The sequence below is a fragment of the Pseudomonas sp. GW823-FHT01D03 genome (assembly GCF_058798255.1).
Genome location: NZ_JBXAKK010000001.1, coordinates 1,178,475 through 1,204,781, shown reverse-complemented (window position 1 = coordinate 1,204,781; position 26,307 = coordinate 1,178,475). Strand labels below are relative to the sequence as shown.

Annotated in this window: 24 protein-coding genes; 9 read left to right on the top strand and 15 right to left on the bottom strand. The window is 60.6% G+C overall.

Features of this window, described 5'->3' with window-relative positions; all coding sequences use genetic code 11:
• Positions 1–216: 216 nt before the first annotated feature.
• Complete coding sequence (gene mltF / locus AC1RBR_RS05245) at positions 217–1,677, top strand: membrane-bound lytic murein transglycosylase MltF (RefSeq protein WP_095138274.1); 1,461 nt, start codon at positions 217–219, stop codon at positions 1,675–1,677.
• A 127-nt stretch (positions 1,678–1,804) separates the two neighbouring features.
• On the opposite strand, the gene pdxJ is transcribed toward mltF, so the two are convergent.
• The 8 genes from pdxJ to lptF all read right to left on the bottom strand — a co-directional run bounded on the left by pdxJ (position 1,805) and on the right by lptF (position 10,244).
• The gene (gene pdxJ, locus AC1RBR_RS05240) at positions 1,805–2,548 is read right to left on the bottom strand and encodes a pyridoxine 5'-phosphate synthase (protein WP_492563300.1); all 744 of its coding nucleotides are present in this window, start codon (positions 2,546–2,548) and stop codon (positions 1,805–1,807) included.
• A gap of 39 nt (positions 2,549–2,587) precedes the next feature.
• On the bottom strand, positions 2,588–3,277 hold the full coding sequence (recO, locus tag AC1RBR_RS05235) for a DNA repair protein RecO (RefSeq protein WP_492563299.1): 690 nt from the start codon (positions 3,275–3,277) through the stop codon (positions 2,588–2,590).
• A gap of 190 nt (positions 3,278–3,467) precedes the next feature.
• On the bottom strand, positions 3,468–4,370 hold the full coding sequence (era, locus tag AC1RBR_RS05230) for a GTPase Era (RefSeq protein ID WP_003221935.1): 903 nt from the start codon (positions 4,368–4,370) through the stop codon (positions 3,468–3,470).
• Positions 4,363–5,052, bottom strand: coding sequence for a ribonuclease III (gene rnc / locus AC1RBR_RS05225; protein WP_024011703.1), 690 nt, complete (start codon positions 5,050–5,052; stop codon positions 4,363–4,365). Before rnc ends, era begins: the two co-directional genes overlap by 8 nt.
• 183 nt (positions 5,053–5,235) lie before the next feature.
• Positions 5,236–6,090, bottom strand: a complete 855-nt coding sequence (gene lepB / locus AC1RBR_RS05220; RefSeq protein ID WP_095138273.1) for a signal peptidase I — start codon at positions 6,088–6,090, stop codon at positions 5,236–5,238.
• Positions 6,091–6,099: 9 nt separating this feature from the next.
• A complete protein-coding gene (lepA, locus tag AC1RBR_RS05215; protein WP_003221926.1) occupies positions 6,100–7,896 on the bottom strand; it encodes a translation elongation factor 4 in 1,797 nt (598 codons plus the stop codon).
• A gap of 172 nt (positions 7,897–8,068) precedes the next feature.
• Positions 8,069–9,130 (bottom strand): LPS export ABC transporter permease LptG, encoded by a 1,062-nt coding sequence (gene lptG, locus AC1RBR_RS05210; protein ID WP_166497861.1) that lies wholly within the window; start codon positions 9,128–9,130, stop codon positions 8,069–8,071.
• Complete coding sequence (gene lptF, locus AC1RBR_RS05205) at positions 9,123–10,244, bottom strand: LPS export ABC transporter permease LptF (RefSeq protein ID WP_115986568.1); 1,122 nt, start codon at positions 10,242–10,244, stop codon at positions 9,123–9,125. Before lptF ends, lptG begins: the two co-directional genes overlap by 8 nt.
• Before the next feature lie 308 nt (positions 10,245–10,552).
• Here lptF and AC1RBR_RS05200 point away from each other — a divergent pair, with 308 nt between their 5' ends.
• The 5 genes from AC1RBR_RS05200 to rlmF all read left to right on the top strand — a co-directional run bounded on the left by AC1RBR_RS05200 (position 10,553) and on the right by rlmF (position 17,233).
• Complete coding sequence (locus AC1RBR_RS05200; protein WP_492563296.1) at positions 10,553–12,043, top strand: leucyl aminopeptidase; 1,491 nt, start codon at positions 10,553–10,555, stop codon at positions 12,041–12,043.
• Positions 12,044–12,103: 60 nt separating this feature from the next.
• On the top strand, positions 12,104–12,532 hold the full coding sequence (locus tag AC1RBR_RS05195; RefSeq protein ID WP_492563295.1) for a DNA polymerase III subunit chi: 429 nt from the start codon (positions 12,104–12,106) through the stop codon (positions 12,530–12,532).
• Positions 12,533–12,540: 8 nt separating this feature from the next.
• The gene (locus tag AC1RBR_RS05190; RefSeq protein WP_492563293.1) at positions 12,541–12,933 is read left to right on the top strand and encodes a DNA polymerase III subunit chi; all 393 of its coding nucleotides are present in this window, start codon (positions 12,541–12,543) and stop codon (positions 12,931–12,933) included.
• 200 nt (positions 12,934–13,133) lie between these two features.
• The gene (locus tag AC1RBR_RS05185; RefSeq protein ID WP_492563291.1) at positions 13,134–15,980 is read left to right on the top strand and encodes a valine--tRNA ligase; all 2,847 of its coding nucleotides are present in this window, start codon (positions 13,134–13,136) and stop codon (positions 15,978–15,980) included.
• 233 nt (positions 15,981–16,213) lie between these two features.
• Complete coding sequence (gene rlmF, locus AC1RBR_RS05180) at positions 16,214–17,233, top strand: 23S rRNA (adenine(1618)-N(6))-methyltransferase RlmF (protein WP_041064757.1); 1,020 nt, start codon at positions 16,214–16,216, stop codon at positions 17,231–17,233.
• 186 nt (positions 17,234–17,419) lie between these two features.
• Here the strand turns inward: rlmF and AC1RBR_RS05175 are convergent, their stop codons facing one another.
• Complete coding sequence (locus AC1RBR_RS05175; RefSeq protein ID WP_003221909.1) at positions 17,420–17,701, bottom strand: HU family DNA-binding protein; 282 nt, start codon at positions 17,699–17,701, stop codon at positions 17,420–17,422.
• 395 nt (positions 17,702–18,096) lie between these two features.
• On the opposite strand from AC1RBR_RS05175, the gene yejK reads away from it, so the two are divergent.
• Together yejK and AC1RBR_RS05165 are read left to right on the top strand one after the other, a co-directional pair.
• Positions 18,097–19,101: a nucleoid-associated protein YejK gene (gene yejK, locus AC1RBR_RS05170; protein ID WP_095138266.1), complete on the top strand. Its 1,005-nt coding sequence runs from the start codon at positions 18,097–18,099 to the stop codon at positions 19,099–19,101.
• Complete coding sequence (locus AC1RBR_RS05165; protein WP_492563289.1) at positions 19,101–19,451, top strand: glutaredoxin family protein; 351 nt, start codon at positions 19,101–19,103, stop codon at positions 19,449–19,451. Before yejK ends, AC1RBR_RS05165 begins: the two co-directional genes overlap by 1 nt.
• Positions 19,452–19,607: 156 nt before the next feature.
• Here AC1RBR_RS05165 and AC1RBR_RS05160 read toward each other — a convergent pair whose 3' ends face one another.
• The 5 genes from AC1RBR_RS05160 to AC1RBR_RS05140 all read right to left on the bottom strand — a co-directional run bounded on the left by AC1RBR_RS05160 (position 19,608) and on the right by AC1RBR_RS05140 (position 23,580).
• Positions 19,608–20,543 (bottom strand): glutathione S-transferase family protein, encoded by a 936-nt coding sequence (locus tag AC1RBR_RS05160; protein WP_492563287.1) that lies wholly within the window; start codon positions 20,541–20,543, stop codon positions 19,608–19,610.
• Between the two features lie 84 nt (positions 20,544–20,627).
• A complete protein-coding gene (locus AC1RBR_RS05155; protein WP_492563285.1) occupies positions 20,628–20,930 on the bottom strand; it encodes a GIY-YIG nuclease family protein in 303 nt (100 codons plus the stop codon).
• 39 nt (positions 20,931–20,969) lie between these two features.
• A complete protein-coding gene (locus tag AC1RBR_RS05150) occupies positions 20,970–21,440 on the bottom strand; it encodes a nuclear transport factor 2 family protein (RefSeq protein WP_003221901.1) in 471 nt (156 codons plus the stop codon).
• Positions 21,441–21,644: 204 nt separating this feature from the next.
• A complete protein-coding gene (locus AC1RBR_RS05145; RefSeq protein ID WP_492563283.1) occupies positions 21,645–22,931 on the bottom strand; it encodes a CynX/NimT family MFS transporter in 1,287 nt (428 codons plus the stop codon).
• Positions 22,921–23,580: a FadR/GntR family transcriptional regulator gene (locus AC1RBR_RS05140; protein ID WP_492563281.1), complete on the bottom strand. Its 660-nt coding sequence runs from the start codon at positions 23,578–23,580 to the stop codon at positions 22,921–22,923. The genes AC1RBR_RS05145 and AC1RBR_RS05140 overlap by 11 nt, the downstream gene beginning before the upstream one ends.
• A 262-nt stretch (positions 23,581–23,842) precedes the next feature.
• Here AC1RBR_RS05140 and AC1RBR_RS05135 point away from each other — a divergent pair, with 262 nt between their 5' ends.
• Complete coding sequence (locus AC1RBR_RS05135; RefSeq protein WP_492563280.1) at positions 23,843–25,468, top strand: S8 family peptidase; 1,626 nt, start codon at positions 23,843–23,845, stop codon at positions 25,466–25,468.
• Positions 25,469–25,537: 69 nt separating this feature from the next.
• On the opposite strand, the gene AC1RBR_RS05130 is transcribed toward AC1RBR_RS05135, so the two are convergent.
• Complete coding sequence (locus AC1RBR_RS05130; protein WP_003221897.1) at positions 25,538–26,302, bottom strand: amino acid ABC transporter ATP-binding protein; 765 nt, start codon at positions 26,300–26,302, stop codon at positions 25,538–25,540.
• Between the last annotated feature and the right edge of the window lie 5 nt (positions 26,303–26,307).

Genomic DNA, 26,307 nt, shown 5'->3' with positions numbered 1-26,307 from the left:
ACCCGAAACGCTACGCACGGTTGCACTCGGATATCAATCTGTGTTTCTGCCTTTGAAGTCAAATTCCGAGGGTGCTCGGGCAGCGCTTATTTTTTCTGTCACAAAATGCCGTTCACCCCCATTCCTGCGGGGTTTCGTGCAGTTTTGTGATGTCTAGCAGACAAGCCCCTCACTGTCGAGATATGGCGCCCGCAGCCGTTTGCGTATACTGCGCAGATGTTTTTCCCAACGGCTTTGCGTCCGCGGTACGCCAAATGGCTGATCGCAACCGGACTCTTCCTGATGCTCGGTGGCTGTGTTGATAAACCCAACACACTCGAGCGCGTAAAGGAGGATGGTGTGCTGCGGGTGATTACCCGTAACAGCCCCGCCACCTACTTTCAGGATCGCAGCGGTGAAACCGGCTTCGAATACGAGCTGGTGAAGCGCTTCGCCGACGATTTGGGGGTCGAGCTGAAGATCGAGACCGCCGACAACCTCGACGACCTGTTCAACCAGATTGGCAAGCCGAACGGCCCGGTGCTGGCGGCGGCAGGTCTGGTCAGCAGCGAGGATCGCAAGAAGCAGGTGCGGTTCTCCCACTCCTACCTCGAAGTCACCCCGCAGATCATCTACCGCAACGGCCAGTCGCGCCCTACCGATCCAGGTGATCTGGTCGGCAAGAAGATCATGGTGCTCAAGGGCAGCACCCACGCCGAGCAACTGGCGGAGCTGAAAAAGAAGTTTCCGGGCATCGAATACGAAGAGTCCGACGCCGTTGAGGTGGTCGACCTGCTGCGCATGGTCGATGAAGGCCAGATCGACCTGACACTGGTCGACTCCAACGAAGTGGCGATGAACCAGGTGTACTTCACCAACATCCGCGTGGCCTTCGACCTCGGCGATGCGCGCAGCCAGAGCTGGGCGGTGGCCGCTGGCGAAGACAACAGCCTGCTCAACGAGATCAACGCCTACCTCGACAAGGTGCAGAAAAACGGCACCCTGCAGCGCCTGAAAGACCGTTATTACGGCCATGTCGATGTCCTCGGCTACATGGGCGCCACCACCTTCGCCCAGCACTTGCAGCAGCGCCTGCCCAAATACGAACAGCACTTCAAGACCTACGCCAAGAAAGAGAAAGTCGACTGGCGCCTGCTGGCGGCCATCGGTTATCAGGAATCGCTGTGGCAACCGGCAGTCACTTCGAAAACCGGCGTGCGCGGTTTGATGATGCTGACCCAGAACACCGCTCAGGCGATGGGCGTGTCGAACCGACTCGATCCCAAGCAAAGCATCATGGGCGGCGCCAAGTACCTGGCCTACATGAAGGATCAGCTCGACGATTCGATCAAGGAGCCGGATCGCACCTGGTTTGCCCTGGCGGCGTACAACGTCGGCAGCGGTCACCTGGATGACGCGCGCAAGCTGACGGCCAAGGAAGGGTTGAACCCCGACAAATGGCTCGATGTGAAGAAGATTTTGCCGCGGCTGTCGCAGAAGCAGTGGTACAGCAAGACCCGCTATGGCTACGCCCGAGGCGGCGAGCCGGTGCATTTCGTGGCGAACATCCGTCGCTACTACGACATCCTGACCTGGGTGACCCAGCCGCAGCTTGAAGGCGATCAGGTGGCCGAAGGCAATCTGCATGTGCCGGGGATCGACAAGTCAAAACCGGCTCAAGAGCCTGCCCCGCTCTAACCAACAGCATAAATCCAATGTGGGAGCGGGCTTGCTCGCGAAGGCGGTGTGTCAGTCGACATATTCTTTGACTGATGCACCGCCTTCGCGAGCAAGCCCGCTCCCACATTTGGTTCTGGGGTGTTGATTAGTGCTTGGCGGCCGCCAGAATCAGCGTTTTCATCTCGGAAACAGCTGACTTGAAGCCCACGAACAACGCATGCGCCACCAGCGCATGGCCGATGTTCAATTCGTTGATGCCCTTGATCGCCGCCACGGCTTCGACGTTGTGATAATGCAGGCCATGCCCGGCATTGACGATCAGGCCCTGCGCCAGACCGAACGCCACGCCGTCCGCCACACGCTTCAATTGTTCAGCAACTTCGGTCGGGGTTTCGGCATCGGCGTAACGCCCGGTGTGCAGCTCGATGGCCGGCGCACCAACGCGTTTCGACGCAGCGATCTGACGCTCGTCGGCATCGATGAACAACGACACTTCGCTGCCGATCTTCGACAGGCGCTCGACCGCCGCCCTGATCCGCTCCTCCTGCCCCGCTACATCCAGACCGCCTTCAGTGGTCAGTTCCTGACGGGTTTCCGGAACCAGGCAGATGTGCGCCGGACGGATGCGCTCGGCGAACGCCATCATTTCTTCAGTGACGCCCATTTCGAAGTTCATGCGGGTTTGCAGCACATCCTTGAGCAGCAACACGTCGCGCTCCTGAATGTGCCGGCGGTCTTCACGCAGGTGCACGGTGATGCCGTCGGCGCCCGCCTCTTCCGCGTCCAGCGCTGCCTTGACCGGATCCGGGTAGCGTGTGCCACGGGCCTGACGCAGGGTGGCGACGTGGTCGATGTTCACGCCAAGAAGAATGCGATTGCTGGTGGTCACGGATGCGCTCCTGAAGGGAAAGATTCGGCGCACAGCATATCAGGGCTTGCGAAATAGCTCGCGGCTGACGAGGGGACGGCCGCCCAAGTGCACGGCCAGTGCCTGACGCATCAGACGCTTGGCGGCGGACAGTGCGCCGGGAGCGGTCCAGTCGGCTTCAGCCATGGCCAACAGTTCGGTGCCGTTGAACAGGCCCGGCTGCAACAGAAACACCCGTTCAAGCCCGGCGTCCACTTGCAGACGATACAGACCGTCCGGCGCGACCGGCTCGCTGTGGATATCGGTGCTCAGGGAGAAGCCGTAACCGAGATCGTCCAGCAGGCGCCATTCGAAGGAGCGCAACAACGGCTCCAGCGGACGACCTTCGGCCAGGGCCAGCAAGGTCGCGGCGTAATGATCGAACACCGCCGGGTGCGGGTCTTCGGCGGGTAACAGGCGGATCAGCAGCTCATTGAGGTAGAGGCCACTGAACAGCGCCTCGCCGACCATCCAGGTCGCGTTGCCGGCACTTTCCATGCGCCCGACATTCTTCAGTTCACCCTTGCCACGAAACTCGACTTCCAGCGGCACGAACGGCCGCGCCAGTGTCCCGGCCTTGCCCCGCGCACTGCGCAACACCGCCCGCAGCCGCCCTTGCGGCGTGAGGAAGTCGACCAGCGCGCTGGTTTCGCGGTAGGCGCGCGAATGCAGGACGTAGGCGAGTTGGGCGGGAGGTGGGGGTTGCGACATAAGCCGAAAGATCTCTGAAGATCATCAATTGTGGCGAGGGAGCTTGCTCCCGCTGGGTTGCGAAGCAGCCCCAAGATCAGCGATTTGGTGTGTCAGGCACACCGAGGCGCCCGATTTCACGACTGCTTCGCAGCCGAGCGGGAGCAAGCTCCCTCGCCACAGAAGCCCGCTCGCACAGTGCAACTAACGTTTACAGATCGCCGTAACCCAGCGAACGCAGTGCACGCTCGTCGTCGGACCAGCCGCCCTTCACCTTGACCCACAGGTTGAGCATGATCTTGGAGTCGAACAGCAGCTCCATGTCCTTGCGCGCTTCGGTGCCGATGCGCTTGATGCGCTCGCCCTTGTCGCCAATGATGATCTTCTTCTGGCCGTCACGTTCGACGAGGATCAGCGCATGGATATGCAGAGTCTTGCCCTGCTGCTTGAACTCTTCGATCTCGACGGTGATCTGGTACGGCAGCTCGGCGCCCATCTGGCGCATGATTTTCTCGCGCACCAGTTCAGCGGCAAGGAAACGGCTGCTGCGGTCGGTGATCTGGTCCTCCGGGAAGAAGTGATCGTTCTCCGGCAGGTGATCGGCGATGACCTTTTCCAGCGCGTCGAGGTTGTGCCCGTGCTGCGCGGAAATCGGAATGATCTGTGCGTTCGGCAGCTGTTCCTGCAACCACGACAGGTGCGGCATCAGCTCGGCTTTGTCTTCGATGCGGTCGGTCTTGTTCAGCGCGACGATCAGCGGGCCGGTCACGTACTGCACGCGCTCCAGGACCATCTGATCTTCTTCGGTCCACTTGGTGCGATCGACCACGAAGATCACCACGTCGACATCTTTCAACGCTGCCGAAGCGGTTTTGTTCATGTAACGGTTCAGAGCCTTTTCGCCACCCTTGTGCATGCCGGGGGTGTCGACGTAGATCGCCTGCACGTCACCCTCGGTCTTGATCCCGAGCATGTTGTGACGGGTGGTCTGCGGCTTGCGCGAGGTGATCGCGAGCTTCTGGCCGAGGATGTGGTTGAGCAACGTCGACTTGCCGACGTTGGGACGGCCGACGATGGCAACGTAGCCACAGCGAGTTGCGTTTGTATCAGTCATTGCCATTCTCCACGCCCAGGGCAATCAGTGCTGCGGCGGCCGCTACCTGTTCGGCAATACGACGGCTCACACCCTGACCTCGGCTTTTTTCATTCAATAAGACCACTTCGCACTCGACGAAGAAGGTACGGCAGTGCGGTTCACCCTGGATATCCACCACTTCGTAGCGTGGCAGTTCGCAACCGCGCGATTGCAGGTGTTCCTGCAGACGGGTCTTGGGATCCTTGTTGGTGTCGACCAGCGTCAGGCCTTCGAACTCACCGGCCAGCCAGGCCAGTACGCGTTCGCGGGCGACGTCCATGCCGGCGTCGAGGTAAATCGCGCCGATCAGCGCTTCGAGGGCATCGGCCAGAATCGATTCGCGACGGAAGCCACCGCTTTTCAGTTCGCCCGAGCCCAGACGCAGGTAGTCGCCCAGGTCGAAACCACGGGCCAGCACGGCCAGTGTCTCACCCTTCACCAGACGTGCGCGCAAACGCGACAACTGGCCTTCGCGGGCCAGCGGGAAGCGATCGAACAGCGCCTCGCCGGCGACGAAGTTGAGGATGGCATCGCCGAGGAATTCCAGGCGTTCGTTGTTACGCCCGGCAAAGCTGCGGTGCGTGAGGGCCAGCAGCATCAGCTCCTGATCCTTGAAGGTGTAACCGAGCTGGCGCTCGAGACGGCTTAGAGAAACGCTCACGGTTTACCCACGCTGAGTTCGTGGCTGGATTCCACTGCCATCGCCGGGGTACGGCGCAGGCCTGGGACAATTAACGCTGTGTTCAAAAATGACGTCCTGAATATCGTGGCTTCATGCCCTGGTGCCGATTTGTGTCGACTCCAGAAATGCATTCGGCGCTGTGGTCAACAGCGCCGTGATTGATTACTTGATCAGGCCAACCCGCGAGAAATTCGGCAGGTGGCTGAGTTTCGGTTCCGGCCAGCTCATCCAGACAGCGAAGGCTTTGCCGACGATATTCTGGTCGGGAACCATGCCCAGCAAATCCTTGGGAATGTTCGGATCATCCCAGTAGCGACTGTCGTTGGAGTTGTCGCGGTTGTCGCCCATCATGAAGTAATGGCCGGCCGGCACGGTCCAGGTACGGTCCGGGGTTGCGCGGTAGCGGCTCATTTCCTTGCGGATCAGGTGCTCGGCGGCGCCGAGTTTTTCCTTGTAGAGCTCCGCGCTGCCCAGCGTGCCCGGCTCGGAGCCGACCAGTTGCTCGGCAATCGACTCGCCATTGACCAACAGACGCTTGTCGGCGGTGTAACGCACCGTGTCGCCCGGCAGGCCGACTACACGCTTGATGTAGTTGACGTTCGGGTCACTCGGGTAGCGGAACACCATCACATCGCCACGCTGCGGATCACCGACTTCGATGATTTTCTTGTCGATCACCGGCAGGCGGATCCCGTAAGAAAACTTGTTCACCAGAATGAAGTCGCCCACGTCCAGAGTCGGTTTCATCGAGCCGGATGGAATCTGGAACGGTTCCACCAGGAACGAACGCAGCACCAGCACGATGAACAGCACCGGAAAGAACGACTTGCCATATTCAACCAGCAACGGCTCTTTGTTCAGCTTCTCGACCACCACGGGCTCGGGCTGGCTGACACTGCCTTGATAAGAGGCAATGGCAGCACGCCGACGCGGCGCCAGGAACAGCAGATCGAGCAACGCCAACAGGCCGCAGACGAACACGGCGATGACCAGCAACAGCGGGAAATTTAGTGACATAGGACCTGACTATTCCAACCTGAGCACGGCAAGGAAGGCTTCTTGTGGAATTTCCACGTTGCCGACCTGCTTCATGCGTTTCTTACCGGCCTTTTGCTTTTCAAGCAGCTTTTTCTTACGGCTTACGTCACCGCCGTAGCATTTGGCCAATACGTTCTTTCTGAGTGCCTTGACGGTTGTCCGGGCAACGATCTGACCGCCAATGGCCGCCTGGATCGCCACGTCGAACATCTGACGAGGAATCAGTTCCTTCATCTTCTCGGTCAACTGGCGACCTTTGAAGTGCGAATTGTCACGGTGCACGATCAACGCCAGGGCATCGACCTTGTCACCGTTGATCAGCACGTCCAGTTTCACCAGATTAGCCGATTGGTAACGATCGAAATGGTAATCCAGCGAAGCATAGCCACGGCTGGTGGATTTGAGACGGTCGAAGAAGTCCAGGACCACTTCGTTCATCGGCAGGTCGTAAGTGACCTGCACCTGATTGCCGAGGAACAGCATGTCGACCTGCACACCGCGTTTCTCGATGCACAGGGTGATGACGTTGCCCAGGTGTTCCTGCGGAACCAGGATGTTGGCACGCACGATTGGCTCGCGCATGTCTTCGATGGCCGACACATCCGGAAGTTTGGACGGGTTGTCGACGTAAATCGTTTCACCGGTTTTCAGCACCAGCTCGAAAATTACCGTTGGCGCGGTGGTGATCAGATCCAGGTCGTATTCGCGCTCGAGGCGCTCCTGGATGATCTCCATGTGCAGCATGCCGAGGAACCCGCAACGGAAGCCGAAGCCCAGGGCGTCGGAGCTTTCCGGGGTGTACTGCAGCGACGAGTCGTTCAGGGTCAGTTTCTGCAGCGCTTCGCGGAAGTCCTCGAAGTCGTCGGAGCTGACCGGGAACAGACCGGCATAAACCTGTGGCTGGATGCGTTTGAAACCGGGCAGAACCGGGACATCCGGGGTCGAGCTCAGGGTCAGGGTGTCACCGACCGGTGCACCGTGAATGTCCTTGATACTGGCGATGATGAAGCCCACTTCGCCAGCCTTGAGGTCAGCGGTAGCGGTGTGCTTCGGGTTGAATACACCGACGCTGTCGACCAGGTGGATCTTGCCGGTGGATTTCACCAGGATCTTGTCACCCTTCTTCACGCGGCCATGACGCACGCGCACCAGGGAAACAACGCCCAGGTAGTTGTCGAACCAGGAGTCGATGATCAGCGCTTGCAGCGGATCTTCGATGTTGCCGGTCGGCGCAGGAATGGTCGCGACCAGACGCTCGAGCACTTCGTCGACACCCAGGCCGGTCTTGGCGCTGCAGGTGACAGCGTCGGTGGCGTCGATACCGATGATCTTCTCGATCTCGTCCTTGACGCGGTCCGGCTCGGCCTGTGGCAGGTCGATCTTGTTCAGCACCGGCATGACCTCGAGGCCTTGCTCGATGGCGGTGTAGCAGTTGGCCACGGACTGGGCTTCAACACCCTGACCGGCATCGACCACCAGCAACGCACCTTCACACGCGGCCAGGGAACGGCTGACTTCGTAGGTGAAGTCGACGTGGCCCGGGGTGTCAATGAAGTTCAGCTGGTAGGTGACGCCATCTTTGGCTTTGTAATAGAGGGTAACGCTGTGGGCCTTGATGGTGATCCCGCGTTCGCGCTCCAGATCCATGGAATCCAGTACCTGGGCTTCCATTTCACGCTCGGCCAGGCCACCGCACATCTGGATGAAACGGTCAGCCAGCGTCGACTTGCCATGGTCAATGTGGGCGATGATGGAGAAATTGCGGATATGACTCAAATCACTCACGGATCAACACTCAAAAAGGCTGCAGGCTTGGCCCGCCGAAAAATAGCCGGGAATTGTACCTGATACACGGCGCAAGCGTCACGTTCGCCTGTCACCCGGATTGCATACGAAAACGCCCCGGTCTGTCGACCGAGGCGTTTTCGCGGTTAAAGCACTGGCAACAACGCGGCCATCAACCGGCCCGTCGCAGCAACCAGACACCCGCCAGCGCACAGACCGTGGCCGGCACCAGCACCGCGAACAGCGGCGAGAAGCCGAATACCAGGCTAGATGGGCCAAGCAGATCCTGGACGATGCGGAAGGTGAAGCCCACCAGCACACCGGTGAACACCCGCTGACCAAGGGTCACCGAGCGCAACGGGCCGAAGATAAAGGAGATCGCCATCAGCACCAGCGCGGCGGTGACCAGCGGCTGCAACACCTTGACCCAAAATGCCAGCCAGTAGCGACCGTTGCTCAGCCCCTGATCTGCCAGATAGTGGATGTAGCCCCACAGACCGGAAATCGACAGCGACTCAGGCGCCATCACCACCGTGTTGAGCAATTGCGGGCTCAGCGACACGTCCCACTCCTCGCTCGGCGCATTCAGCACCTCGGTGCTGCGCTCGTGGAACACCGTGGTGGTCACGTCGCTGAGCAGCCAGCGCTTGCCGTCGAATTCCGCACGTTTGGCGAAGCTGGAGCTGAGCAGGTGGCGCTCTTTGTCGAAGTGATAGCGGGTCACGCCATACAACAGGCCGTTGGGTTGCACGGCGTTGATATGGATGAACTCCTCGCCCTGACGGTGCCACATGCCGTGCTTGGCGCTCTGCGCGTCGCCGCTGCCTTGCGCCAGCGAGCGATTGGCCTGGGCCATGCTTTCGGTGGCCGGGGCCACGTATTCGCCGATCAGCACGCCGGCCAGCATCAGCACCAGCATCGGTTTCATGACGGCCCAGACGATACGCCCGATGGACACGCCAGCGGCGCGCATGACCGTCAGCTCGCTGCTGCTGGCCAGACTGCCGAGGCCGATCAGGCAGCCGATCAGCGCGGCCATCGGCAACATTTCATACAGGCGACGCGGAGCGGTGAGCAGGACGAAGCTCAGCACATCGGTCAGCGTGTAGGTATCGCTGACGTCGCTCATCTCGTCGATGAAGGCAAACAGGGTCGCCAGACCCAGAATGATCGCCAGCACGGCGATGATCGCCATGAACACACTGCTGCCGATGTAGCGGTCGAGTTTAACCACGGGCCACCTCCAGCGCTGCGCTGCGACGGCTGGCCAGCTTCAGGCGCATCGGTTCCCAGTACAGCAGGCCGAGACCGATGGCCAGGAAGATCCCGTGCACCCACCACAGGCCAAGAGCCGGCGGGATCTTGCCTTTTTCGAGGGCGCCGCGGGCAGCAATCAGGATGGTCAGGTAAGCCATATAAAGAAGAATCGCCGGCAGCAGCTTCAGGAAACGGCCCTGACGCGGATTGACCCGCGACAGCGGCACCGCCATCAGGGTCACGATGAACACCAGCAACGGCAGGGAAATCCGCCATTGCAGCTCGGCCCTGGAGCGCTCGTCGTCAGCACCCAGCAGGGTCGAAGTCGGGATCGCGTCACGGTCGGTGACTTCGTCACTGGCATCAGGTTTTGGCAGCAATACGCCATAGGTGTCGTATTTGATCGCGCGGTAATCGGCCTGACCCGGGCTGCCGTCATAGCGATAGCCATTCTGCAAGATCAGGTAGCGGTTGCCGTCCGAGTGAACTTCCTGGCGGCCCTTCTCTGCCACCAGCACGGAAATCCCGCGGTCCTTCTGATCGGAGCCTAGGTTCTTCTGCGAGATGAACACGCCACCGAGGTTGACGCGGTCGTCGGTCAGGCTTTCGGTGTAGGTCACCCGCGTCCCGTCACGCAACGCCTGGAAACGGCCAGGTTCGAGGGTATCGAACTCGGTCAGGGCGTCCTGCTTGTTCAGCAGCAGCTGGAACTGGTTGGCGCCTTGCGGGGCCAGGCTCAGGCTCAGCCACGCCACCACCAGTGCCACCAGCGTCGCCGGGAACAGGGTCATGCGCAGCAGACGCTGCTGACTCATGCCGGTGGCCGAGAGCACGGTCATTTCGCTTTCGAGGTACAACCGGCCGTAAGCCAGCAGGATCCCGAGGAACAGACCCAACGGCAGGATCAGCTGCATGAAACCCGGCAGACGGTAACCCATGATCAGGAACAGCGATCCCGGATCGAGTTGGCCCGCAGCGGCCTGGGCAAGGTATTTGATGAAGCGACCGCTCATGATGATGACCAGCAGCACGGCGCTGACGGCGCTCAGGGTCAACATCACTTCACGGGACAGATAACGGAAGACGATCAAACCAGACACTCCAGGGTTGTCAGGCTAAGGCGGCCAAACAAGCAAACGTCTCGACCGGCCCGCAAGGCAGAGCCGTCGAAAAAAGATGCGGCATTATCCTGTGATTGAGGGCGCCTGTCACTGCGCACACTCACCCAAGCGTGTAATCGGTTGAAGATCGTGCCGCCGAGGGTTGTCAGGCGCAGGGAGCGAGGTTCAAACTGCCGCCTTTGTCGCAGGCACTGGCCTGCGTCTCTTCTATCTATAAGCAGGCGACTGCGGACACCGTCGAACGCCTGTGTGTTGACCATTCATTCAGGGATCCGGACATGGAACTGGTTGTAAAAAGCGTTAGCCCAGAAACGTTGAAAACCGCCACCCTGGTGGTTGCCGTCGGCGAAGGCCGCAAACTCGGCGTGGCCGCCAGACAGCTCGACGAACTGAGCGGTGGCGCGATCAGCGCCGTGCTCAAGCGTGGCGATCTGGCCGGCAAGGTCGGTCAAAGCCTGCTGCTGCACAGCCTGCCGAACCTGAAAGCCGAGCGCGTGCTGCTGGTCGGCGTGGGCAAGGATGAAGAACTGGGCGACCGTCCGTTCCGCAAAATCGTTGCCGGCATTCTCAATACCCTGAAAGGTCTGGGCGGCAGCGACGCCGTGCTGGCCCTGGATGAAATCATCGTCAAGAACCGCGACAGCTACGGCAAGACCCGCCTGCTGGCGGAAACCCTGATGGACGGCGAATACACCTTCGACCAGTTCAAGAGCCAGAAAGCCGAACCGCGCGCCCTGAAAAAAATCACCCTGCTGACCATCAAGGCTGCTCAGGCTGAAGTGCAGCGCGCCGTGAACCATGCCACCGCGATCGCCAACGGCATGGCCTTCACCCGCACCCTGGGCAACCTGCCGCCGAACATCTGCCACCCGACGTTCCTTGGCGAGCAAGCGAAGAACCTCGGCAAAGAGTTCAAGGATCTGAAAGTCGAAGTCCTCGACGAGAAGAAGATCAAATCCCTGGGCATGGGCTCGTTCTACGCCGTCGGCCAGGGCAGCGCCCAGCCGCCGCGCCTGATCGTCATGCAATACAACGGTGGCAAGAAGTCCGAGAAGCCTTACGCGCTGGTCGGCAAAGGCATCACCTTCGACACCGGCGGCATCAGCCTCAAGCCTGGCGCCGGCATGGACGAAATGAAGTACGACATGGGCGGCGCGGCCTCCGTGTTCGGTACCCTGCGTGCGGTGCTTGAACTGAAGCTGCCGATCAACCTGGTGTGCATCCTCGCTTGCGCCGAAAACATGCCGAGCGGCAACGCCTCGCGTCCGGGCGACATCGTCACTACCATGAGCGGTCAGACCGTGGAAATCCTCAACACCGACGCCGAAGGCCGTCTGGTGCTGTGCGACGCCCTGACCTACTCCGAGCGCTTCAAGCCGCAAGCGGTGATCGACATCGCCACCCTGACCGGTGCCTGCGTGGTTGCACTGGGCGCCCACACTTCCGGCCTGCTGGGCAACAACGACGAACTGATCGAGCAACTGCTCAGCGCCGGTAAAACCGCAGACGACCGCGCCTGGCAGCTGCCGCTGTTCGACGAATACCAGGAACAACTGGACAGCCCGTTCGCCGACATCGCCAACATTGGCGGGCCGAAGGCCGGCACCATCACCGCCGCGTGCTTCCTGTCGCGCTTCACCAAGAACCTGAACTGGGCGCACCTGGACATCGCGGGCACCGCATGGACCAGCGGCGGCAAGGACAAGGGCGCCACCGGCCGTCCGGTGCCGCTGCTGACCCAATACCTGCTGGACCGCGCCAAAGCCTGAAACCGATGAACCTGGGCGGCGTCACTTTGCGGTGACGCCGTTCAAGGCTCAGGAACCGCAATGACCAAAGTCGACTTCTACATCCTGCCCAGCGCCGATCCTTCGGCTCGTCTGGACTTTGCCTGCAAGCTCACCGAGAAAGCCTGGCGCATGGGCCATCGCATCTACCTGCATTGCAGCGATGCTGCTCAGCGTGAGGATCTTGATGCGCGTCTTTGGGCGTTCAAGGGCGAAACCTTCGTGCCGCACGGCCCTGCCGAAAGCGAACCGGAAGGTTTGATCGTGCTGGGAACGGGCACTGACTGCGGCGAGCATCAGGACTTGCTGGTCAACCTCGACCTGAAAGTCCCGGCCTTCGCCAGTAAATTCGCCCGCGTGGCGGAAGTGGTGGTGGAAGATCCGACGATCCGCGCGGCGGCACGGGAGAGTTTCCGTTTCTACCGCGAACAGGGCTATCCTCTGCAAGACCACCGTTTACAGCGACTCTGAGTACGCCGATGGACACTCCAAAACCGCTGCAAAAGCCTGCGCACCTGCTGGACGATCTTGAATCGATCCGCCAGTTGCTCGGCGATGACAACCTGCAACCGCCACTGCTGACCGACACGGTCGAGGACGGCGAACAGGAACAGATTCCGATGCTGTTCGAGGCCGTCGACGCCACGCCGCCCGCCATCGAACCGCCACCTGCGCCGGCTCCGGCCCCGGCACCTGCTGTTGCACCTGTGGATAAAGGCCCGGACGCCCTGCTGCACCTGGACAGCGAACTGCGCGCCGCTGCGCAATTGATCATGCAGGACGTGATCGACGACTTCGCGCCGCACATCGAAACCGAAATCAAACGCCGCCTCGAGGCGCGGATGGAACGGCTTTTGAGCCAATACGAATAGCCACAAATCACCTGTGGGAGCGGGCTTGCTCGCGAATGCGGTATGTCAGGCACCATCATCGCTGGCTGACACACCGAATTCGCGAGCAAGCCCGCTCCCACATTTGAACCGCGCACTACCTCCCCCGCTCGCCCTCGGCCCCATGCCCCGCTATACTTCCCGGCTTTTCCTGAATAAATGCCAATAGGGTCCCGCCGCGCATGGATAAGACCTACCAGCCGCACGCCATTGAAACTTCCTGGTACAACACCTGGGAGTCCGAGAACTATTTCGCACCGCAAGGCGCGGGCGATTCCTACACCATCATGATCCCGCCGCCGAACGTCACCGGCAGCCTGCACATGGGTCACGGTTTCAACAACGCGATCATGGACGCCCTGATCCGTTTCCGCCGCATGCAGGGTCGCAACACCCTGTGGCAGCCGGGCACCGACCACGCCGGTATCGCCACGCAGATGCTGGTGGAGCGTCAACTGGAAGCCACCGGCCAGAACCGTCATGACCTGGGTCGCGAGAAATTCCTCGAGAAAGTCTGGGAGTGGAAGGATCAGTCCGGCGGCAACATCAGCCGCCAGATCCGCCGCCTCGGCTCGTCCGTGGACTGGAGCCGCGAGCGCTTCACCATGGACGACGGTCTCTCGGAAGCGGTTAAAGAAGCCTTCGTACGCCTGCACGAAGACGGCCTGATCTACCGCGGCAAGCGTCTGGTCAACTGGGACACCAAGCTGCACACGGCGATTTCCGACCTCGAAGTGGAAAACCACGACGAGAAAGGGTTCCTGTGGAACCTCAAGTACCCGCTGGCTGACGGCGCGAAAACCGCTGAAGGCAACGATTTCCTGATCGTCGCGACCACCCGTCCGGAAACCATGCTCGGCGACTCCGCCGTCGCGGTTAACCCGAACGATGAGCGCTACAAAGCCCTGATCGGCAAATTCGTCGAGCTGCCACTGGTTGGCCGCCGCATCCCGATCATCGCCGACGATTACTGCGATCCAGAATTCGGCACCGGCTGCGTGAAGATCACCCCGGCCCACGATTTCAACGACTACGAAGTCGGCAAGCGCCACAACCTGCCGCTGCTGAACATCTTCGACAAGAACGCCAACGTGCTGCCCGCAGCCCAGGTGTTCAACCTCGACGGCACGTTGAATGACAGCATCGACGGCAAGATCCCGGCCGAGTACGCCGGTCTAGAGCGTTTCGAAGCGCGCAAGCAGATCGTCGCTGCGTTCGACGCCGCCGGCCTGCTGGTCAGCGTCGACGATCACAACCTGAAAGTGCCGAAAGGCGACCGCTCCGGTACCGTCATCGAGCCGTGGCTGACCGACCAGTGGTACGTGTCGACCAAGCCTCTGGCTGAACCGGCGATTGCAGCCGTTGAAGACGGCCGTATCCAGTTCGTGCCAAAACAGTACGAAAACATGTACTTCTCGTGGATGCGCGACATCCAGGACTGGTGCATCAGCCGTCAGCTGTGGTGGGGCCACCGGATTCCGGCCTGGTACGACGAGTCGGGCAAGGTCTACGTCGGTCGCGACGAAGCCGAAGTGCGTGCCAAGCACAACCTCGGCCCGGACGTTGCGCTGCAACAGGACAACGACGTGCTCGACACCTGGTTCAGTTCGGGCCTGTGGACGTTCTCCACCCTGGGCTGGCCGGAAAAGACCGAGTTCCTGAAGAAATTCCACTCCACCGACGTGCTGGTCACCGGTTTTGACATCATTTTCTTCTGGGTTGCCCGGATGATCATGCTGACGATGCACCTGATCAAGAACGAGGACGGCACCCCGCAAGTACCGTTCAAGACCGTTTACGTGCACGGTCTGGTGCGTGATGGCCAGGGCCAGAAAATGTCCAAGTCCAAGGGCAACGTCCTGGACCCGCTGGACATCATCGACGGTATCGAGCTGGAAGCCCTGGTGCAGAAACGCACCTCCGGCATGATGCAGCCGAAACTGGCGAAGAAGATCGAGAAGCAGACCCGCGACGAGTTCGCCGACGGCATCGCCAGCTACGGCACCGACGCCCTGCGCTTCACCTTCTGCTCGCTGGCGTCCACCGGTCGCGACATCAAGTTCGACATGGGCCGCGTCGAAGGCTATCGCAACTTCTGCAACAAGATCTGGAACGCCGCGCGTTATGTTCTGGACAAAGGCGAAGACTGCGGCCAGAACGGCGAAGCCTATGAGCTGTCGCTGGCGGATCGCTGGATCATCTCGCAGCTGCAGCGCACCGAAGCCGAAGTGACCCGTCAACTGGATCAGTTCCGTTTCGACCTCGCCGCGCAAGCGCTGTACGAGTTCATCTGGAACCAGTACTGCGACTGGTATCTGGAACTGTCCAAGCCTGTGCTGTGGGACGAAAACGCGCCGGTCGAGCGTCAGCGCGGCACCCGTCGCACGCTGGTACGCGTACTGGAAGTGGCGCTGCGTCTGGCGCACCCGTTCATGCCGTTCATCACTGAAGAAATCTGGCAGCGCATCGCGCCGCTGGCCGGCATTCATGGCAAGACGATCATGCTGCAGCCTTGGCCGGTGGCCAACGAGGAGCGCATCGATCCGGCCGCCGAGGACGACATCGAATGGCTCAAGGGTCTGATGCTCGGCACGCGCAACATCCGTGGCGAGATGAACATCGGCCCGGGCAAACCGCTGCCGATCTACCTGAAGAACGTCAGCGCTGAAGATCAGCGTCGCCTGACCGAGAACGAAGCGCTGCTGAAGAAACTGGCGCGTCTGGAATCGATCACCGTACTCGCGGTTGGCGAAGAAGCGCCGCTGTCCGCCACCGCACTGGTGGGCGAGATGGAAGTGCTGGTGCCGATGGCAGGCCTGATCGACAAGGGCGCCGAACTAGCACGTCTGGACAAGGAAATCCTGCGTCTGCAGGGCGAAGTCCAGCGGGTTGGTGGCAAGCTGTCCAACGCCGGTTTCGTTGACAAGGCCCCGGCCGAAGTCATCGAGAAGGAACGCGCCAAACTGGCCGAGGCTGAACAGGCCCTGGGCAAACTGGCCGAGCAGCACGCGCGGATTTCCAGCCTGTAAGGCAAGCCGCAATGAAAGAGGGAGGCTCGCCAAGGCCTCCCTTTTTTATTCAAGAATCGCTACAAATCCCCTGTGGGAGCGGGCTTGCTCGCGAAAGCGGTGTGTCAGCCGACAAATCTGCCGGATGTGTAACCGCCTTCGCGAGCAAGCCCGCTCCCACAGTTTGAACGGTGTTGCCTTTAGATGTGGGACAATACCCGCCACTTTCAGCCATACCCGAATCGATCACACCCATGAACGCCCCCCGCACACCCAAACCTGCGCGCAAGAAGCCTGATGCCGCGACCCCGGCCAAAGCCGTCGAGCCGCGTGAAAAGGCCAGCCTGCACCCGCGCAATCGCCACCAGGGTCGCTACGACTTCCCGGCGCTGATCAAGACCACGCCGGAACTGGCGAAATTCGTGATCACCAACCCGTACGGCAAGGAAAGCATCGACTTCGCCAGCCCCGACGCGGTGCGCGTGTTCAACCGGGCGCTGCTCAAGGCGTTCTATGGCATCGAGCATTGGGACATACCGGCGGATTATCTCTGCCCACCGGTTCCGGGCCGTGCCGATTACGTGCACTTCCTCGCTGACCTGCTGGCCAGCATGAACGACGGCAAGGTGCCGCGCGGCGCGATCGTCAACGTGCTGGACATCGGCATGGGCGCCAACTGCGTTTATCCGCTGATCGGCAACAGCGAATACCGCTGGCACTTCCTCGGTTCGGAAATCGACCCGACCGCCGTGGCTGCCGCCCGAGCCATCGTCCAGTCCAACGGGCTGAACAAGGTGATCCAGCTGCGCCAGCAGGAAAACCGCAAGCACATCCTGATCGGCCTGCTGGAGCCGGGCGAGCGCTTTGACCTGACCATGTGCAACCCGCCGTTCCACGCCTCGATGGAAGAGGCGACCAAGGGCAGCGAGCGCAAATGGCGCGCACTGGGCAAGGCCGATCCGAAACGCAAACTGCCGGTGTTGAACTTCGGTGGTCAGTCCGCCGAGCTGTGGTGTGAAGGCGGTGAAGCGCGTTTCGTGACCCAACTGATCGCCGAAAGCGCGAACTTCCAGCACAAGGTGTTGTGGTTCAGCACTCTGGTGTCGAAAGCCTCGAACCTGCCTGCCATCGAAACCGCCCTGAAAAAGGCCGGCGTGCTGGAAAGCCAGGTGGTGGAGATGTCGCAAGGGCAGAAACAGAGCCGCTTTGTGGCGTGGACCTTTCAGACCAAATCCGAGCAGCAGATCTGGCGGCGCGAGCGCTGGGTTCGCTGACACTGAGCTACTTGTGGGAGCGGGCTTGCTCGCGAAAGCGGTGTATCAGCCGACATCAAGGTGACTGACACACCGCTATCGCGAGCAGGCTCACTCCTACAAAGGTTCGAGGTGCATCGCCAAATCGCAGACACAAAAAAACCGTGCCCGGATCGCTCCGGTGCACGGTTTTTTTATCGCTGCGTCTTACTTGTTCACAGCGTCGGTCAGGCCTTTGGCCACAACCAGCTTGATCACTTTCTTGGCAGGGATTTCGATGGCAGCGCCAGTCGAAGGGTTACGGCCAGTGCGGGCAGGACGCTCGGTCACTTTCAGCTTGCCGATACCTGGCAAGGTGATTTCGCCGCCATTTTCCAGCTGATCAGCAACGATTTGGCCCAGTTGGTCCAGAGCGTTACGCGCGGTGGTTTTCGGCGCGTCGATAGCTTCAGCGATGTCGGCGATCAGTTGGTCTTTAGTAAGAGCCATGTAGTGTTCCTTCCCTATCAAATTCATATGGATTGCAGAGTGCAGTGTCAGCCATCGAGCCCGATCTTCTGGATCTGGCACCCTCGGCGATAACCACGACGAGTCGGGTTATAGATGCCGAAATCAGGGTTTGGTTCGACCTGACAAATGCTGATTGCACGCTTAACGCAGTGACTTCGCGTAAGACCGGGCAAAACTAGCACAGAGACGGGGAAATATCCGCCTCTAGCTACCCATTTGGTCAGCTTTATTGCTCTAAATCGGTAAAAAACTGCATAAGGGCACCCACCCGCCCTGGATTTGCCCTTCACCCCGCGCCAAAACCAGTGGTTGCGGTACACTGGGCGCTTTTTCGGGGGAGCCTGCCCTCCTCCCTTCCACCAGCCGAGAAGCCCATGCCGATCCGTCATTGCATCGTCCACCTGATCGACAAAAAACCCGACGGCACGCCCGCAGTTCTGCACGCCCGTGACTCCGAACTGGCTGAGTCCGCGGCCATCGAGAACATGCTCGCCGACCTCAACGAGAGCTACAACGCCAAACAGGGCAAAGCCTGGGGCCTGTTCCATCCGGAATCCGGTGCGTTCCCGTTCAGCGGCTGGCTGAAGGAATACATGGACGGTGGCAAAGACTTCGCCGCGTTCAGCAGGGTTGCGGTAGAACACCTGCAGAAGCTGATGGAAGAGTCGAACCTGTCGGTCGGCGGCCACGTGCTGTTCGCTCACTATCAGCAGGGCATGACCGACTACCTGGCGATCGCCCTGCTGCACCACAGCGAAGGCGTGGCGGTGACCGATGAGCTGGACGTGACGCCGTCGCGTCACCTGGACCTCGGCCAGCTGCATCTGGCGGCGCGGATCAACGTCTCCGAGTGGCAGAACAACAAGCAGTCCAAGCAGTACATCTCGTTCATCAAGGGCAAGAACGGCAAGAAGGTTTCGGAGTATTTCCGCGATTTCATCGGTTGTCAGGAAGGCGTCGATGGCCCGGGCGAAACCCGCACCCTGCTCAAGGCCTTCAGCGATTTCGTCGAGAGCGAAGACCTGCCGGAAGACTCCGCCCGCGAGAAAACCAAGACCCTGGTCGATTACGCCAGCAGCCAGGCCAAGCTCGGCGAGCCGATGGGCCTGGAAGAGCTGTCGGAGCTGATCGACGAAGAGCGCCCGAAAGCCTTCTACGATCACATTCGCAATAAGGATTACGGCCTGTCGCCGGAGATTCCAGCGGACAAACGCACCCTTAACCAGTTCCGCCGCTTCACCGGCCGCGCCGAAGGCCTGTCGATCAGCTTTGAAGCGCATCTGCTGGGCTCGAAGATCGAGTACGACGAGGAGGCCGGCACCTTGATCATCAAGGGCCTGCCAACCTCGCTCACCGATCAGCTCAAGCGCCGCAACTGATGCTCGGCAATGTGCTGAAGAAGGTCGCGCTGGTTCTGCTGGTGGTGGTGATCTATCAGAACTGGGGCAAGATCGAGCGGGTGTTCAACCCGTCGCAGATGGTCTCGGAGCAGACGCGGGCGCAGGCCCGTGTCGTGCTGTATTCCACCGACTGGTGCGGCTACTGCAAGCAGACCAGGCGCTTTCTCGACAGCAAGGGGATTTCTTTCAAGGAATTCGATATCGAGAAGGATGCCGAGGCGCGCAAGGCGTATGAGGCACTGGGTGGGCGCGGGATTCCGCTGATCGACGTGAATGGCACGTTGATTCGCGGGTTCGACCCGGACGAGATCCTCGCCGCCCTGAAATAACACAACTCCTCTGTGGTGAGGGGATTTATCCCCGATCGGCGGCGAAGCCGTCGCAAAATCTACCTGGTAGGGCGTGCAGTTTTTTGGGGGCGCTTCGCGCCCCATCGGGGATAAATCCCCTCACCACAATTGCCCCAAGCAAAGGCCGCTTGCTGATCAGCGGGCTTCGATACGGAAACCAAAACGCGGGAAGTGCACGTGCACCACGCCGCCACGCGGGTCTTCACGGCGCAGGATCAGCTCTTCACGGCCAGCAAATAGCAACTCGCCCTCCACCGGATCAACCCCGTAGTCTGTCGCGGCAATCGCCACCTGCTGCCCGGCCTTGAAACCGTTCGGATCGACAAACTGCTCATCCGGCAGTGCCTCCGGCGTCGAACTGCGCGCCACTTGCAGCGCTTCCTCGGCAGTCATTTCGCTCGCGGCACCATGACCAAAGCCCAACACACGGCCCAGCCAGGCAGTCACGGCCGGATATTCATCGACCAACGGCGCAGTGATGTGCGTCGCCTTGAGGAACCACAGCGGATGCGCCAGGGCGAAGTCGGCAATCGACGGCTCACCGAACAGGAAGTCGCCCTGCTCGCGCTGCAACTGCTGCTCCAGGCGCGCCATGATTGTTGGCCATTGGTGCTTGGCCTGTTCGGCCGACAGCCGCGTGGCGCTGCCGCCGCTGAACAGGCCGGCACGGTCAGCAATAAACGCCTTGATCGCTTCCGGCGGCAACTTGCCGAAACGCACGGCCACCGACTCCGGCTGGAACACCAGACTGACCGCGTGCTGGAACACCACCGAATCGGCCCATGCGGCGAAGCTGGCGCTGGTCATTTCCTGGCCTTCCGGAAAAAACGCTGGCAGGGCTTTTTCCTGCTCCAGACGACGGGCAATCAACGATGTGTCGCAATAGATGTCGGCGCCGATCTGCAACACCGGGGTCTTGCGATAGCCACCGGTCAACGCGGTCAGATCCGGCTTGGGCATCACTGGCGAAATGTGCACCGAACGCCACGACAAGCCTTTGAAGCCCAACAGCAGACGAGCCTTTTCGGCAAATGGAGAGGTCGGGTAATGATGCAGAATCAACTCGGACATGCTCGGCTCCGCCGCACAGAAAGTGAGTCCGCAGCTTAGCGTGCATTTGATTAGCAGCCTACAGATCTGCCTGATGGGAACCGATCAGTCAGATTGATAAGACGCGACCAGGCATTCCTTGGCGCTCTTGCGCAGCTTTTTGATCAGCCGTTCCTGGCGCAGCGCGTCGCTCTTGTCGCGGCAACGCTCGGTGTAGACCAGCGCCGTCGCCGGGCTGGACAGAAAGAAGCGTGCGCCCTTGCCGCTTTGATGCTTGGCGAAACGGCGCACCGGGTCGTCGCTGATCCCGCAGTACAGCGAGCCATTGGCCGCGCGCACGAGGTAGACGAACCAGGACTTGCTCACTGGCGCGACGACTTCAACCGGTTTTTCGCTGAGGCTGGTCACTTCGGGATCTGGACGTGTAGGAAACAGGCCGCGATCTTATCAGCGCCCGGCCTGAAATGCCTTCAGCCCTTTCAGCGCCTGCGCGCGGACGGCGTTGCGCACCAGCGGTGTCCAGCCCAACAGCAGACCTTTGAAACCCAAGGCCTGGCGCGACCAGCGCCACAGGTCGAAGTGATCGTGGTGTTCGCAGATCTTGCCGTCACGGAACACGAAGCGCGCCTGGATATCGTTGATCACCACGTTGCCGGTCTGGCTGAACAGGTAAGTCGCCACCCAGTGCGCACCGCCGCTGCGCTCGTCGGCGCGGACATTGTCGAAGGTCAGGGAGAAGTCCTTGGCCCGAGTGGTGAGCATGCGCCACATATCACCAGCATCGCGCCCGCGCAGTTCACCGAAGGCCGGATCGCTGAACACCACATCGTCGGTGTAGCAGGCGGCCATGGCCTCGGCGTCGAGGCGCTGGAACGCCTGGTAGAAGCGGGTGATCAGGGCGGCGTGGGCTTCACTCATGGGCAAACTCCGGGAAATGGACAGAATGCCAGCACGATAAGCTGCAAATCGAAGAAACACTATCGGCATTCGCAAAGCGAATACCAGCAACACACAGAACCACTGTAGGAGTGAGCCTGCTCGCGATAACGGTGTATCAGTCAGCGCAATGTTGACCGACACACCGTTATCGCGAGCAGGCTCACTCCTACAAGTTGAACCGTGTCAGATTTTTTCGCTTTGCACTTGCACGTACAGCGCCCGGCCCGCACCCAGCCCGGCAATGATCGCACCGGTGCCAATGATGCCGAAGATCCAGCCCACCGCATTCCAGCCGCCGGTCCAGTCATGCACCACGCCGACCGCGAACGGCCCCATCGACGCCAGGGTGTAGCCGAAGCCCTGGGACATGCTCGACAGGTTCGCCGCCACATGCGAATCCCGCGAGCGCAGCACGATCAAGGTCAACGCCAGGCTGAACGTACCGCCCTGCCCCAGACCCAGCAGAATCGCCCAGCCCCACAGCCCTTCAATCGGTGCATATAGGCAACCAAACAGACCACCGAGGGTCAGCGCCATCACCACCACGATCGCCAGGCGCTGATCCTTGCCCCGGGTCGCAAGCCACGGCGCGGCCAGGGAGCTGGCGAGCTGGATGATCACCGAACCGGACAGCACCAGGCCGGCCTGAGTCGGGGTCAGCCCTCGGCCGATCAGGATCGACGGCAACCAGCCGAACACGATGTACGCCAGCGACGATTGCAGGCCCATGTACAAAGTCACTTGCCACGCCAGTGGATCGCGCAGCAGACCTTTCACCCGATAGGCGACGTTGTGCGCGCCGTGTTTCTGCCCGACTTGCGGCAGCCAGAACAGCGCCGCAACCAGCGCCGGAATCACCCAGAAGCCCAGGCCCAGCGCCCAGCTGTGGTCGAAGTGCTCGCTCAACGGCACGGTCGAACCCGCCGCCATCGCGGCGCCCAGGCACAGGGCCATGGTGTAGACGCCGGTCATGGTCCCGGCGTGTCTGGCGAAGTCACGTTTGACGATGCCCGGCAGCAGCACGCCGATAATGCCGATGCTCGCACCGCCAAGCACGCTACCTGCAAACAGGCCGATCTCACCGAAGTTGCTGCGCACTATGATCCCGCCAGCCAGAGTCAGCAGGATGCCAAGCACCACCCGTTCGGCGCCGAAACGCCGCGCCAGAATCGGCGCCAGCGGCGCGAACAAGCCCAGGCACAACACCGGCAACGTGGTCAGCAGACCGGCCTGAGCCGCAGACAGACCAAGGCTTTTCGACACTTCGCTGAGCAGCGGCGCCATGCTCGACAGCGCCGGGCGCAGGTTCAGTGCGACCAGAATCAGCCCCAGCAGCAACAGCCACGGCCGGCGTACCAGCGGATGGCTTTGCTGTACTTGTTCATCGTCAGCCTCGGCGTCGATCAGCAGTTCTTCGAGTTCTGCCGTGCGCTTGTGGGTTGAGAGATTTTTCTCGCTTTCAAGGTTCATTGATCAACTGCCTCGATATGGCTTTGGCCCGTTCCGGGTCGCGTTGTTCGACCGCATCGAGCAACTCGATGTGCAGGTCGAATACTTCCTGACGGCGCGGGACGATGTTCAGCGTCTGGCGCAATTGCGCGCCGACGATGCTGGAGAAATAGCGATACAACTCGCTGAGGGTCGGGTTGTGCGCGGCGTCCACCAGACGGCGGTGGAACACCAGATCGCAGGCAATGTAAGTGTCGAGATCGCCGTGGTAGTGGCTGCCGCTGGTGCCGAGTGCTTCGCGCAGGGCGAGCAGATCTTCATCGGTGCGACGCAACGCGGCCAGGCCAATCGCTTCGACTTCGAGGATGTGCCGGGTCTCGCGCGCCTGCTCCAGCGAGCAGCGTGATAACGCCTTGAGCGTGTCCATCGGATCGACCACCGCGCGCAGATAACTGCCGTCGCCCTGCCGGATGTCGATCAACCCGGAAAACGCCAGCACGCGCATGGCTTCGCGCACGGTGTTGCGGCTGATGCCCAGTTCGGCGCACAACTCAGGCTCGGTCGGCAGCCGTTCGCCGACCTGCCACACGCCATCGGTAATGCGCTGACGCAACTGATCCAAGGCCTGATCGACCAGGGATCGCTTGATCAAAGGTGAAATGTCTGTCATGGAATTCGCCCTTTCATCCAATCATAGGATGAATTTTCTGACATCTTAGTCAGCGGCGGTGTCCCACACAACCCCACGCGGGAAAGAACAACCGGGACCTCAATCCTACTTGTCGAGTTGTAAAAACAGCTGACAGGCGAAGTGATTTCCCACAGTCCGCAGGAATGCTGCCGACATCACTTGCAGACGCTGGACTGCAGACTTTGGAAATTGATCCGAGGGCATATTGCCCCGTTATTATCCAAAGGAAGATGCAACGCTCATGGTAGAAGTCAATTTCGGCAAGCAGCACGACCACTCTTTTGTTCTGCAGAAAAATCGCCAATTGCTCGCAGTCCGCAGCCACGCGGGAACGCAGTTGGCCCAATCGCTTTGCTGCGAATCTGCTCACGCAGCGCTGGAAGGTTGTGAGCTGTTGCTGCATGTCGAGGACGCTGATGTGCAGATTTTCAAACTGCCTGAGCACTCGGACGCATCGCAACGCAAGGCGCTGTTACGCGAATTGCCCGACGTGCGCTTCGCGGGCAGCGTGCTGGTGGATCCCATCACTCAGGAGCCGGTGCTCTATACCGAAAATATCTTTTTGAAGTTCATCGACTCACTGAAAGCCACTGAGTGCATGGTCATGCTTGAAGAGCTGGGCCTGATGATCAAGCAACAAGTGCCGTATGCAAAAAATGCCTTTTTTGTGCATCACCCCGCCACCCATGGCATCGAGATCTGCACCCTCACGAGTAAATGGCTGGAACGCGACGAGATCGAGTACTGCCACCCGGAGCTGCTGCGCCAGGGTCAACGCCGGGCGATCCATGCCAATCAGTGGCACCTGAAGAAAACTACCGTGACCTATCAGATTGAAATCGATGCCAGCGCCAACGTCGAAGCCGCACATGAGCTCGCGCAGGGCGAAGGCATCGTCATCGCAGTCATCGATGATGCGTTTGACATTGACCATCCCGAATTTTCCGGAGAAGGCAAAGTTGTCGGTGCAAAGAACTTTGACCGACGTAACGCCAAAGGCGGCCCGCGCCCACTGAACGCCCTGGAACGCCACGGTACGGCCGCTGCCGGGGTGGCTTGCGCCAATGGTGGGGACGGCGCCAGCGGTGTCGCCCCCAAAGCCAGTCTGATGCCGTTGAAACTCACCAAACCCTTGGGAGCCCGCGCGGAGGCCGACGCCTTTTTCTGGGCTGCCGATCAGGGAGCCGACGTCATTTCCTGCAGCTGGGGGCCGGCTGAAGGGCATTGGGCCGACCCGGCGGACCCGCGTCACACGCAAGTGTTTCCCCTGGCCGCCAGCACACGGCTGGCCATCGAATACGCCGCCACCAAGGGCCGCAATGGCAAGGGCTGTGTGATCTTTTTTGGCGCGGGAAACGGTAACGAGTGCGCCGATAACGATGGCTATTCCAGCCACCCCCATGTCATTGCGGTAGGTGCCTGCAACGATCAGAACCGGCGCAGTGCCTACAGTGATTATGGCAAGTCACTCTGGTGCTGCTTTCCCAGCGGAGATCAGCAACACCCCGACCCGAAGTTCAAGCCTGCAACCTCGATCCCGCAGACCCGGGGCATCCGCACCACTGATTTGAGCGCAAAGTTTGCCGCCGCCACATTGCCGGCCTACACCGACACCTTCAGCGGAACCTCCAGCGCCTGCCCCGGCGCCGCTGGCATCGCTGCGCTGCTGCTCGGCGTCAATCCCGAGCTTGATCGCTCTGCGGTACGCCAGATACTTGCCGATTGCTGCGACAAGATCGGCCACCCCGATGACGGGCCGCGCGGCCAGTACGACGAAAACGGCCACAGTCACTACTACGGGCACGGCCGACTCAACGCGCTGCGTGCCGTGCACCTGGCACTTGAACGCAAAACAAATGCGGGCTGATTCGCCCCCATGAAAAAAGCCCTGTCGGCATACCGACAGGGCTTTTTGTCAGGCGAGCTTCTCAGGCAATCAATGCAGAATCTGGCTCAGGAACAGCTTGGTACGGTCATTCTGCGGGTTGTCGAAGAAATCGTTCGGCGCTGCCTGCTCGACGATTTCGCCCTTGTCCATGAAGATCACACGGTTGGCCACGGTGCGGGCAAAGCCCATTTCGTGGGTCACGCAAAGCATGGTCATGCCGTCTTCAGCCAGACCGATCATGGTGTCGAGTACTTCCTTCACCATCTCCGGATCGAGCGCTGAAGTCGGTTCATCGAACAACATGATTTTCGGTTTCATGCACAGCGCACGAGCGATCGCCACGCGCTGTTGCTGACCGCCGGACAGTTGCCCCGGGAATTTATGCGCCTGCTCCGGAATGCGTACGCGCTCCAGGTAATGCATGGCGATTTCTTCGGCCTTGCGCTTGGGCATCTTGCGCACCCACATCGGCGCCAGCGTGCAGTTCTGCAGGATGGTCAGGTGCGGGAACAGGTTGAAGTGCTGGAACACCATGCCGACTTCGCGGCGGATCGCTTCGATCTGCTTGAGGTCGTTGGTCAGCTCCACGCCGTCGACAACGATGCGGCCCTGCTGGTGTTCTTCCAGACGGTTGAGGCAGCGGATGGTGGTCGATTTGCCGGAACCCGACGGGCCACACAGGACGATACGCTCGCCCTGCTTGACGTTGAGGTTGATGTCTTTCAGCACGTGGAACTGACCGTACCACTTGTTCACGCCCTGCATCTGGATAATGCCTTCAGGGCCGACAGGCTTTTTGATTGCTTCGCTCATTTATA